Source organism: Sinomonas atrocyanea (assembly GCF_030812675.1).
Lineage (GTDB): Bacteria > Actinomycetota > Actinomycetes > Actinomycetales > Micrococcaceae > Sinomonas > Sinomonas atrocyanea_B.
On the sequence record NZ_JAUSTE010000027.1, the window covers coordinates 1 to 10,406 of the forward strand.

The following is a 10,406-nucleotide window of genomic DNA, read 5'->3' on the forward strand; positions in this document are numbered from 1 at the left end:
GGCCTTGGTGGCCCTCTGCCCGGTGGAGGCCGAGGCTGCGGGTGGTGCGTTGGTCCGGGCGGGGGCCTTGGTGGCCCTCTGCCCGGTGGAGGCCGAGGCTGCGGGTGGTGCGTTGGTCCGGGCGGGGGCCTTGGTGGCCCTCTGCCCGGTGGAGGCCGGAGGCAGCGGTAGAAGGGCTTCATCCGGGGTGGTACCGGGCCCAACGCGTTCGAGCCTAGTTGAGAGATCCCGCATGTGGCAAAGGCTCGTCTCTCATCTCACGCACGCCGGGCGTCCATGAGGGCAAGACGCTTCTCAAGCCGCCGCTTGAGAGCTTCCGGTTTGCGCGACGAGCCCCCAGCGATGTCCAGAGGCGCTGCCGAGGGCAGCACTGGGCGCTGCTCGGGATTGTCATGCCGTGGACGTGTACGGCTCGGTGTGAGGATGCGCAGCCCAGGCCGGCGGCCCAGTTCGGGACCGGTGCTGTGGGAGCATCGTCCTGGCCATGCCGAAGCCTACGGTGCGGGGATCCACGTGGCCGGGGAATTGCGCTTCTCCGCCATGAGGGCGTCGAACGCCTGGTTCAGGAGGGCGTCGTCGCGGGACGCATCCGGCGGCCGCATCGTCGATCCGGGACGTGCCGACCATGCGGGCCGGCTGCCCCGAGGAGCGGACGGACTCGAGGAGCCGGTGGGCTGCGCTGCGCGCGGCCACCCGGTCGGCCCCCTTGGCGGTCATGCGGCGGTAGGCGCCGTCGGGGGAGAACACCGGAGCCAGGGATGCGGTGGGCTCGGAGCGGACTGAGGTGGCGAACCGGCCACCGGTTCGGATGCCCTTGGGCTGGCGGGTGTAGGTGCTCATGCCGGCCATGTGTGCGGCGACGAGGCCTTTCGGCCGTTCCACCGCGTGGATCCACCCGTTCCACCCTTGATCCACCACGAGGTGGAACGGGGATTTCCGCGCCGTTGCTGGGAAGGAGGGCCCTATATACCCCCCGTTCCACCAGTTCCACCTAAAAGAGAGAGATATATATAGGGGGAGACCTAGTGTGTTCCTCCCTTCCTACAACACACCCACTCTTCTCCCATAGAGGGCCTATCCTCCCAGGTGGAATGGGTGGAACGGGGCCCCCGGCGAGGACGCGATCCGCATGATTTCGGGCCAAAATGGGGCAAAAGCCGTTCCACCGCCCGGTGGAACAGGGGGTGGAACGGGTGATTATGGGTGGAACGGGAATGGCACTCGTGAGAGATTTCGATTTGTCCCCATGTGCTACCCTGAGGAACGGTACGGGTAGAGACGAGGGGTAGCACATGAATGCCCCGGGCTCCCCGTACTCCGCATTTCCGGGCCCGTTCTGCGCGGTGGACTGAAGGTCCCGATCTGCATTCCGGACGCGTTCAGGATTCGCGCGAACTGCAGATTCTTCCCCCGGGACGCAAAGAGGAAGGCCGCCCCGATCGCTCGGAGCGGCCCTCGAAGGCTGCCTGTGCGTCTGCAGGTCAGACGGCGGCCATGTGCAGCAGCGGGTAGATCGCCTGCTCCCAGTCCTTCCACTCCCGCAGGCGCGGCGCGTCGACGAGGCAGCGGTTGTACGACTGGTCGAAGACCAGGTGCGTCCACTCCGGCTCCATGGCCCCGTGCACCCCCGGCTTGTCGTCGACGAGGACCGAGCCCTTCACGAGGGTCTTGTCGTGCGTGAGGATCACCCGCGGAACCCACCGGGCGCCCAGGTGCTCCTCGATCGAGGCGAGCTTCTCCGAGGCGCAGGTCGCGTGCGTGGCGAACGGGGTCGAGCAGAAGAACACGTCCAGCCCGGCATCCTCCATCGCCAGGGCAGCGTCCACGGCCCCGGGCATCGGCTCGAGGTTCCGGTAGAGGCCCTCCATGTTCATCGCCGTGCGCAGAAGCTCGCGGTCTCCGCCGGGTCCGCAGAGGTGGTCGTAGTCGAGCTGCTGGCCGACCGGGACGATCGGGTAGGCAGGGTCCAGCTGGAGCTGTTCCGGACCCCACTGGAGACGGCTCCGGATGCCACTGAAGAAATGACGAATCTCTTGTCGCCCCTGGACGGTCAGTGCTCGGGAGCCCGCGATGAATGTCCCCGTCATGTCCGCCCGCTGGACGGCGGCCCACCGTCATACAGCAGGCGGGAAGCTTAGTCACTGGTCCTGGCAAGCCGCGGCCCCTAAAGTTCCGCTAGCAGGCCGCAGGGCAGGCGCTCCACAGACTCATTGGGGGAACCATGGACGACGAGAAGATCGAGGCTGAGCGGCGCCCGGACACGGCGCCGATACCGCTTCCGCCGCGGCCCCCAGCCGCTGCGCCGCAGGAGCGCCTCGAGTACAAGCCAGCCCAGCAGTACCCGCCGCAGCAGCAGTACGCGCCGCAGCCGGGGACCAACGGGCTCGCGATCGCCTCGTTCGTCCTGGCCTTCTTCGTCAGCCTCCTGTCGATCATCTTCGGCCATGTGGCGCTGAGCCAGATCAAGCGGACCGGGGAGCGGGGGAGGGGACTCGCCCTGGCGGGGCTGTGGATCTCCTACCTGTCGATGCTCTGCTTAGTCGGGGTGCTTGTGGCGGTCTGGGTGGCGGCGCTGGGTGCCCAGAACGCGGCGAAGAGCGCCACGACCGGGTACGGGGGAGGGGCGGCGACGTATTCGCCCTACTACGGCAGCACTCCTCAGCCGTACTACTCCGCCCCGGCTGCAGGGTCCATGCCCACCTACGGCTCGGCCCCGACCTACGGTTCCGTGCCCTCGTACTCCGCGCCGGGATCCAGTTCCGCCGGCACAGGGCCGGACGGAGCGGCCCTGCCCGCGTCATCGACGCCCTCGAGCAGCCCCGACAAGGCCTACTGCCAGGACCGCGGGGTGCTCGTGTGGCTGGCCAAGTCCGCGACCTACCGCGGCGCGCTGTGCTCGATCGACGGCTCGCTGACGATGATCAGCATGGCCAGCGACGTCGGCGGCAACGTCACCCTCCCGGCGAAGTCCGGCTCGGGCTCCTTCAGTGCCACCGCCAACGACGGCACCGTCTACACGTACACGCCGGGCACGGTCACCATCACCACCGCGGCCAAGACGTTCACCGAGCCGACCGCGCTGTGGGAGAGCGGGACGGCCTCCTCGCTCGCCTCCCCAGGCGACCTCGGGCTCGCCACCCCGATCTCGTACCCGTCCTGCGACGACTCCGCCATCGTCGTCTACGGCACCGCCTGGCATGAGGCCACCGACCCCGCCGAGGTCCAGAGGCTCCTCGCCGCCCACCCCGGCTCCTCCTACATGCGCACGGACCTGAGCTGCCGCGACTTCCTCGGCCCCTCGACCGCGAACAGCGGCGGCGCCTACGTCTACGCCGTCTACAGCCCCACCTCCAGCCAGGTCGCCGCGTGCCAGCAGACGGCCGGCACCCCGTTCTACGGACGGGTGCTGAGCAACTCGCGCGAGCCTGGCGACAACAAGGTCACCTGCGGCTGAGAGGATCCCGTCGGCCCGGCCCGCGAAGCAGGGGCGCGGGCGCCAAGGGCCGCAGACCTGGACGGGTCTGCGGCCCTGCGAGGTTGGTGTCAGTACCGGTAATGAGACGTGCCCGATGGAGCCATAAAGACGACTACAACGACGATGATGGCCACTCCCGTGGCGACCCAGCCGATGATCACGGCCGCCAAAGCCATTCCGCGGCTCCCCTCGCCGGTGCGCTTGATCTGGGCCAAAGCGACGTAGCCCAGGATCATACCGATCAGGCTGCTGAAGAACACCACGATGAGCGAGGCGATCGCCATCCCGTTAGTGTGCACTGACCGGCCGGCGAAAGGTGGAATCGGCTGCTGCCCGGCGAGCTCACCCGCCCTGGTGGGCGCAGGGTCGGGGTAAACGGCGACTTCGGCAGCCTTCCGCGCCGGGGCATCCACAGCAGGGGCGAGGACGTGGCCGAGCCACGCAGCCCCAATCAGCTCGGTCGCCAGAGCCCATGAGACCAAGGGGCTGAGCCCGCTGAGCCCAAGGCACCCGTCGCCCATCGACGGAACACTACATCAAGCGGGGCCCTCTCCGCACTCGAGCGCGTCGTCTTTCCCATAGATGGACCGCCGTGCGTGTGGCCATGGCCAACATCTAGCGATCGATGCTCAGGTGACGTGCACTCTGAAGGATCGCTCCTCGCACCACAGGCGCTGCGCCGCCGCAATGGTTCCCGATTGGGCGGCAGACTGCGCATATGGCGATGAAGAAGACGGCCTTGGCCGCGTTGTCGCCCGGGATGGCGAACAGGTTGATCGCCGGGGTGGCCCGGTCGGCGACGTCGACGGTGAGGACCTTGTCCCCAAGGGCGTGCGCCCACCGGACGTACTTGCCGGCGCCGTCGCCCTTGTTCTCGAAGGCGATGAGCGTGTTCTGCGCCCCGGGGTGGCCGGGCCGCCCGGAGGGGCTGACCCGCTCGAGGCAGTGCCAGCCGAACAGGGAGCGGACGAACAGGGACTTGCCCGAGCCGGGCTGGCCCAGGCAGGCGATGCCGAAGCGCATGGCGTCCGCGGAGAGGTGGGCGTCGCCGTCGTCGTTGGTGCCCAGCATCGGCCCGATGCGCTCGTGCATGGCCGGCGGGGTGGCGCGGGCCTTGGTCGCGGCGGCGCCGGAGACGGCCCCGGCGTGCGGGGAGACCATCCCGACGATGACGTTCGGGCCGACGAGGAACGCGGACGGGGCGAGCGGGTAGTCGCCGTCGAAGGCGCGCACGAGCCGCTCGAAGGGGACCTTCTCGCCGTTGACCTTGGTGTGGCCCTTGACCGTGTGCTCCTTGCGCGGCGGGCGCGGCCTGCCGAGCCGGGAGGCCGGCACGGGGAACGTCGCGGAGGCGAGCCGCTCGCGCTGCCTGGCGTCGGGGGAGCGGAGCTTCCCGGAGAGGGCGGCGAGCCCGGCCAGGACCGCGGCGGCGGAGAGGCCGAGCACCGCCTGGGGGAGGAAGGAGGGGATGTGCGCGGCGAGCTGGGCCGGCAGCAGCGGCAGCCCGAAGATCGTCGCGACGGCGAGCAGCACCCCGGCGGGCAGGCCGAGCACGGCGCCGTGGTGGCGCGGGGCGAAGCGGACCTGGGAGTCGAGGTCGAAGCCGGGCAGGCCGGCGGTGACCTGGGAAAGGAGGGAGCGGACTTCGTCGCGGGTGGAGCCGCCGGCGGTGATGGTGACGGCGACGGCGTTCGGGGAGAGCGAGTGGTGCGTGGGGACGGCGGTGCCGAGCCGGTGCGCGAGCCAGGCGGTGTAGTGCTTCCGCTCCCGGTCGCGGGGACGGCGCAGGGTGACGGCGACCCAGGTTCCCTCGGGCATGGAGTTGGCCAGCAGCCGCGGCAGCTCGGTCGGGTCGATGCCGGCCTGCGGGTCGCGCAGCGCCGGGGAGTGCCGGTAGACGAGCGTTCCGACGACCGGGGTGTCGCCCAGGTCCTCTGGCAGGGAGGCCTCCTCGGCGCGGGCGCCGACGGTGGTGGCCAGGTGCAGCGGGGCGTTGGAGCCGAGCGAGGAGGCGGGCAGGATCAGGTACCCGTTCAGGCCGGAGCGCTCTCGCCGGGTGAGCAGGGTCGCGGCGCCGCCGCTGGTCGCCGCGGAGGCGAAGGTCCCGGCGCGCTGGCCGAAGGTGGTGGGGTTGGTGTCGATGCCGCCGACGCGCGCGAGGCGGAAGATGCGCTGCTCCATGCACTGGAACATGCGTAGACCGCTCACCTGGGCCCGGAAAACAAGCCTCCGGACCCCCACAGACCCCGTGTCCGGGATTCGCGCGATCCGTGGCGCCGGAATTGTCTGGCCGATCCCGTGAATCCCCGGAAGCCGCTCCCGGACGCCCGCCCCTCTGTTCTGTGTGTTCTCGAACATGTCTTCGGACGTGCCGTCTCCCGCCGGCGGAGCCGGGCGTGGCCCTGTCTGCGGTGGTGTGGTTGTGGGCCGTGCGGCCCCTGCCCTCTCTGTGTGCGGCTGCGGCCGGATGCGACGACGTCGGCGTGTCGCCCCTCGGGGCTGGTGGTGGGGAGACCCTGTCGGGGCGGTGTCGCCTGGGGTGTCGCCTGCGGCGGGCCTTCATCGTCCTGCGGACGGCAGTCGTGCGGGTGGTTGCCGGGTGGCTGTTGGCGCTGGTTGCCGTGTGGCCGGGTGGGGCGCTGCGCGCCGGTGGGGTGGTGGACGGCTGGTGTGGATGGGTGCGGCCTGGTGCCGGGGGTTGCGCTGCGCGCAGTGGGGCGGGTGGACGGACTGGTGCCCCGTGACGGGCCGCGTCGTGGTTGCGCAGTGGGGCCGTTCCGGCCCGGGGAGGCGATGTGCAGTGCTGGCCGTCGGCGCACCGGTGCATCGTGATGGGCTCCTGCGTGTCGGCGCCGTCCCGTCGACGCTGCATCGGTGTGCAGCGGTGCACTGGTTGTCCCGGATCGGCGCCGAGTGTGTGCAGCGATGCAGAGAGGAGCCGACCATGGAGCCGCTGGCTGACGCCGCACCGGCGCGCAGCGCCCGGACCCCATGACGGACAGCACGAAGGAGCACGAGGAGGGGCCGCACGGCCTGGGGGCGCAGCCCCCACTGCCCTTCAAGACGAGGACCAGCGAGAAGGGGAACATCACGGACGACGTGACGCACGACGGACCGGCCGCCCGCAGGGCACCACGGACGCAGGACAAGAAGCGGAAATGAGGTCAGCAGCTTGCTGACCAATTTCGATGGGGCCTGCCGCTCAGGCCGGCCGTACCCGCGTGCGGCGCAGCCGCACGAAGGACACAAAGATGAACGCGACGGGCCACGGAACGAGGACCGGGACCCGCAGCCGGAACGGCGCAGGGGCAGCAGACCAGGCGGCAGTCCGGATGACGGAGCGAGGAGCGGCGCAGGCCGCCCAGCGGCCAGACCCACGAAACGGGAGACGGGATGGCGGAACGGGACAGGCCACGCAACGGCCGCGCGCAGCGCGGCGGGAGCGCAGCGACCACGGACCCACGAGCCGGGACGGGACGGGACGCGCGCCGCCTGCGCCCGGAGCGCGCAGGCTCACGGCCGCCAGGCCGGGAGCGGGCCGCAGGCCCAGGAGAACAACACGGAGCTCCGCTCCGCGGAGAAACACGACGGACGACGAGACGGTCAGCGGTCCCGGAAGCGTGAAGGGACGAGGGCGCAGCCCGAGTCCTTCTTAATAGCCGACCCCACCGCCGGGTCCACTCGACCACACGGCCCGGGGTGGCGGCTAGCGCCGGGCGGACACCCCGCCGGCTGCGCGGCGGAACACCACGGCGGCGGCGCTACCGCGCTACCGCGCGCGGGGGAAGGTCAGGCGGCGAGGAGCTCGGGCTCGGAGTCGAGGGCGGCGGAGTGGTGCGCGTGGCGCTCGAGACGGGCCGCGGCGGCGTGGAGGTCGGCGGCCCCGGCGTTGCCCGGGTTGCGGCGCGCGCGCTCGGCCAGGTCGGCCGCACCGGCGACGGAGGAGAGCTCGGGCTCGGCGGCTTCGGCGATGACGGCCTGGCGGACCCGGCGGGCGAGGGCGATCGCCGCGGAGGCCAGGTCGAGGTGGAAGGCGAGGATGAGGGCCTGGCGGAACGGGCCGTCTCCTCGTATGCCGTCTCGAGCTCGGTGCGCTATGCCGGTGGCATGACCGGTGCCTGCTCCATGCCCTCCATGTGTGCGGCACCACGGATAGGTGACGACGCTCGGTGCGCTGCCGCGTTGGTTCCGGTTGTTGGCTGGTGGCTGCTGGTGCTGGGGTGGCAGTGGGGGATACCCTCTCGCCGTCGGTCCGCGAGCACCAGAGCATGCCATGGGGATCGGCGGGACCTCGGATCGGCAAGCCCCGTACGACGCGGGGATCGCCCAAGCGATCGAGCGGTACTGGCGGAAGGCCCTCGTCTTCATCGGGCGCGCGAGCCGAAGCGAGTACGGGACCATGTGGCTGCTCGGCACAGTTCTGATAGCGGTGATCGTCGTCGGTGGCTATGGACTCGAATCCATGGCGCCTGAACTCAGCAATCTCTTCGGCTTCCTGTTCTTCGTGTAACTGGCGGAGCTCATCCCCGGCATCTCGCTCGCGGTGCGCCGGCTGCTTCCGCGTCGGCCTGCTCCCAGTCGGCGTCGAGGACGCGGCCGTCAGCGTCGGTGAGGAGGCGGGCGCCGGCGGGATGGCGGGCGCGCCCAGGGCGTGTACGCGGCGGCGCGCTTGACGATCTCGCCGGTGAAGCCGCTGCGGGTCGCGGCGCCCTTGGCGGCGGCGGCCCCCCGCCAGGTGCCGATGACGCGCCCGTCCTCGAGCTGGATACCGTGCTGCTCCTCGGTGCGCGGCGGCTGCCCTTCTCCGGCGCCGTCCTGGTCGAGGAGTGCCTGGAGGCGGCGGCCGGTGTTCCGGACTGTTCCCGCTGTTTGCCCTCTCGCTCGCCGGTGTCAATCTGCGGTTTGCGCTGGCACTGGGCGGGTTCGGCGCGATACTCGGCCTCGTGGGCTGCATCTTCGTGCCGGACACAGCAAATAAGATCATCACCGCCCAGGAATAACCGCTGAAGAATGACCTATGCCCGCGGCACATGGGACAGGGGCAGGCACGGTGACTGGACGAAGGATCGGCGCCATACCAGAATCTGGAATGGCTCCGATCCTGCGTCCAGTCGCGGCGGCCGTGGACCGCGCTCCACCCGGTGCCCCGGTTCTACCCGGGGCCGCGACCTGCACTCTCGGGCGTCGCTCCTTTTCGTCAAGGAAACTCCCTGCCGTGCCCCGAGAACCTCGAAGAGAGACCATTGATGAGTAGGGTCATGACCAGCTGATTCGCGGCTTCGAGTGGAGTCTGGAGCGTCTGGCGGGCATTGGATGCGTGTCCCAGTAAAGGAACCTTTGGTGCTCTGCCCGATGTCGTCATCCGCACTCAGAAGCATCGAGTTGAGTCTGTGTCCACGGCGAGGATGCCCCCGAGCGGTGGAGGCGTGGGTTGCTTCGGACTGCTGTTCCCTGATCTGAGAGAGCGGCGTCGAGTCGTCAGGGCATTGGCCGCCGGCACCGGGACAGCAGGCGTCCGGCCAGCAGATGCTCGACCAACAGGCCTACAGGGAGGGCGTTGGCCACGGTCCAATGCGGCCCGCTCGCGATCGCTCAGGCCAACAAGGCAGAGGCGCTCGGCGTAAAGGCGACAGCCGGCAAGGTTCTCGGGGCGATCTCCCTGGTGTTCACCATTCTCTTGGTGCTGTTCATCTTCCTCGGCGGCTTCATCAGAGGCTGACCACGCCAGATGATTCCGCGCGTGAGCACCTGGCGGCTCAGCGGTTCCGGCACCTCTGGGCGGCCTCCGGAGTGCGGGGCTTAGCTTGGCAGGACCCGTGCCGGTAGACCACCGCGCGGCCCTTGGACTTCTTGGGCTTGGAGAAGATGGAGCGTTCGAGAGCGTAGCCGGCCGAGCTGACTGGGTTCGCGGCTACATGGACGCCCCACATCGCCTTGCGTACCGTCTTCGGGATAAGTGCCTTCTTCGTCGCCCGCTTGGCAGCGCGCGCCGGGTGCGCCAGCCGCCGGACCTTGCGCGGGATGAGCCGCCGCGTCAGAAGCCCCATCTATCCCCCCTCCATCTCGCGGTGTGTTGAGGCAAGACTAGGACACGGGCGCTGAGCTAGCAGAGAGGCTGCGCGGGGAAAAGCCTGCAGGTCGGCGGCACGCTTCCTGCCTGGACGACCCGGCTCAGGGCAGCGACGGGTATGGGAAGGTCAGCTGCCGGACCTTGTGGACGGGGTGTCTCGATCGGCGACAACACCGGCTCCGGTGCATCACCTCCTTTCACGGCAGCACCTGACTCCGGGCACAGGCCGTCAAAGGGGATCTAGGCAAGCCCAAGGTCATCCTTGGCTGCATCCCAGGGGATCGGAATGGTTCCCGCTTCGAGGCCGGCTTCGGCGGCTTCGGCGGCGCGGATGTCCTCCAGCTCCTCGGCCGCTTCGAGTAGGAGTCGGAGCTCGTCGGCGCCGATCACGGCAGCCACATGCACTCCCCGCCGGCTGAGGAAGATCGGGGCCCGGGCCGTGCGGGAGGCATCGACCATGGCTCCAAGGTTCGCCCCGGCCTCGCTGATGCTCATCTCCGCCATGTACCCATGCTGCACGAGAATCGGCCTCCTGGGACACCCTGCCGCTAGTGACGGAAACGCGAACAGGGCCACCCCCGCCCCGCTCCTCTCTCACTGCGTCCACGATCTTGATCCCACCTCCCCTGTCCGGGTGGTTGTCCCTCTGGTCGTTGAGGCCGGGCATCCGCACGCCGGGCGTTCTTTCCTTCACGCGCGGGAGCAACAGGTGTCACGGGGGTGTCCGGGCATAGCACCCGCACAGGCTCCCCGCGTACGGTGGGGAACCGACGGAGCGAGACGCCTCAGGGGGCATTGAAAGGGGCGACGACCATGGCACCACGGGGGGACCGCCGCCGGCTCCCGCGCGTCCTCGGCCGC

10 protein-coding genes are annotated in these 10,406 nt (G+C 70.0%); 4 read left to right on the top strand and 6 right to left on the bottom strand.

What is annotated here, in order from left to right:
- Window positions 1-1,481: 1,481 nt before the first annotated feature.
- Window positions 1,482-2,087 (bottom strand): 5' nucleotidase, NT5C type, encoded by a 606-nt coding sequence (locus J2W20_RS19045; protein WP_307008714.1) that lies wholly within the window; start codon window positions 2,085-2,087, stop codon window positions 1,482-1,484.
- A gap of 134 nt (window positions 2,088-2,221) precedes the next feature.
- Between J2W20_RS19045 and J2W20_RS19050 the strand changes: the two genes are divergently transcribed.
- Entirely contained in the window at window positions 2,222-3,454 is a 1,233-nt protein-coding gene (locus J2W20_RS19050) for a DUF4190 domain-containing protein (RefSeq protein ID WP_307008715.1), read from the top strand.
- Window positions 3,455-3,543: 89 nt separating this feature from the next.
- Here J2W20_RS19050 and J2W20_RS19055 read toward each other — a convergent pair whose 3' ends face one another.
- Window positions 3,544-3,759, bottom strand: coding sequence for a DUF4190 domain-containing protein (locus J2W20_RS19055; RefSeq protein ID WP_307008716.1), 216 nt, complete (start codon window positions 3,757-3,759; stop codon window positions 3,544-3,546).
- A 331-nt stretch (window positions 3,760-4,090) separates the two neighbouring features.
- Window positions 4,091-5,656, bottom strand: a complete 1,566-nt coding sequence (locus tag J2W20_RS19060) for a hypothetical protein (protein ID WP_307008717.1) — start codon at window positions 5,654-5,656, stop codon at window positions 4,091-4,093.
- A gap of 810 nt (window positions 5,657-6,466) precedes the next feature.
- On the opposite strand from J2W20_RS19060, the gene J2W20_RS19065 reads away from it, so the two are divergent.
- Window positions 6,467-6,637, top strand: a complete 171-nt coding sequence (locus J2W20_RS19065) for a hypothetical protein (protein WP_307008718.1) — start codon at window positions 6,467-6,469, stop codon at window positions 6,635-6,637.
- A 627-nt stretch (window positions 6,638-7,264) separates the two neighbouring features.
- Here J2W20_RS19065 and J2W20_RS19070 read toward each other — a convergent pair.
- The gene (locus J2W20_RS19070) at window positions 7,265-7,750 is read right to left on the bottom strand and encodes a hypothetical protein (protein ID WP_307008719.1); all 486 of its coding nucleotides are present in this window, start codon (window positions 7,748-7,750) and stop codon (window positions 7,265-7,267) included.
- On the opposite strand from J2W20_RS19070, the gene J2W20_RS19075 reads away from it, so the two are divergent.
- Window positions 7,749-7,985, top strand: coding sequence for a hypothetical protein (locus J2W20_RS19075; protein ID WP_307008720.1), 237 nt, complete (start codon window positions 7,749-7,751; stop codon window positions 7,983-7,985). The two genes, J2W20_RS19070 and J2W20_RS19075, sit on opposite strands and share 2 nt — an antisense overlap.
- A gap of 1,047 nt (window positions 7,986-9,032) precedes the next feature.
- Entirely contained in the window at window positions 9,033-9,194 is a 162-nt protein-coding gene (locus J2W20_RS19080) for a hypothetical protein (RefSeq protein WP_307008721.1), read from the top strand.
- Window positions 9,195-9,231: 37 nt separating this feature from the next.
- Here J2W20_RS19080 and J2W20_RS19085 read toward each other — a convergent pair whose 3' ends face one another.
- Entirely contained in the window at window positions 9,232-9,522 is a 291-nt protein-coding gene (locus tag J2W20_RS19085) for a hypothetical protein (protein ID WP_307008722.1), read from the bottom strand.
- A gap of 263 nt (window positions 9,523-9,785) precedes the next feature.
- Window positions 9,786-10,049, bottom strand: a complete 264-nt coding sequence (locus J2W20_RS19090; RefSeq protein ID WP_307008723.1) for a type II toxin-antitoxin system prevent-host-death family antitoxin — start codon at window positions 10,047-10,049, stop codon at window positions 9,786-9,788.
- Window positions 10,050-10,406: the final 357 nt, after the last annotated feature.

What these genes read in the sequence shown, in the direction of transcription:
- J2W20_RS19045 (WP_307008714.1), bottom strand. Translation starts at nt 2,087, where the DNA reads ATGACGGGGACATTCATCGCGGGCTCCCGAGCACTGACCGTCCAGGGG.
- J2W20_RS19050 (WP_307008715.1), top strand. Translation starts at nt 2,222, where the DNA reads ATGGACGACGAGAAGATCGAGGCTGAGCGGCGCCCGGACACGGCGCCG.
- J2W20_RS19055 (WP_307008716.1), bottom strand. Translation starts at nt 3,759, where the DNA reads ATGGCGATCGCCTCGCTCATCGTGGTGTTCTTCAGCAGCCTGATCGGT.
- J2W20_RS19060 (WP_307008717.1), bottom strand. Translation starts at nt 5,656, where the DNA reads ATGGAGCAGCGCATCTTCCGCCTCGCGCGCGTCGGCGGCATCGACACC.
- J2W20_RS19065 (WP_307008718.1), top strand. Translation starts at nt 6,467, where the DNA reads ATGACGGACAGCACGAAGGAGCACGAGGAGGGGCCGCACGGCCTGGGG.
- J2W20_RS19075 (WP_307008720.1), top strand. Translation starts at nt 7,749, where the DNA reads ATGGGGATCGGCGGGACCTCGGATCGGCAAGCCCCGTACGACGCGGGG.
- J2W20_RS19070 (WP_307008719.1), bottom strand. Translation starts at nt 7,750, where the DNA reads ATGGCATGCTCTGGTGCTCGCGGACCGACGGCGAGAGGGTATCCCCCA.
- J2W20_RS19085 (WP_307008722.1), bottom strand. Translation starts at nt 9,522, where the DNA reads ATGGGGCTTCTGACGCGGCGGCTCATCCCGCGCAAGGTCCGGCGGCTG.
- J2W20_RS19090 (WP_307008723.1), bottom strand. Translation starts at nt 10,049, where the DNA reads ATGGCGGAGATGAGCATCAGCGAGGCCGGGGCGAACCTTGGAGCCATG.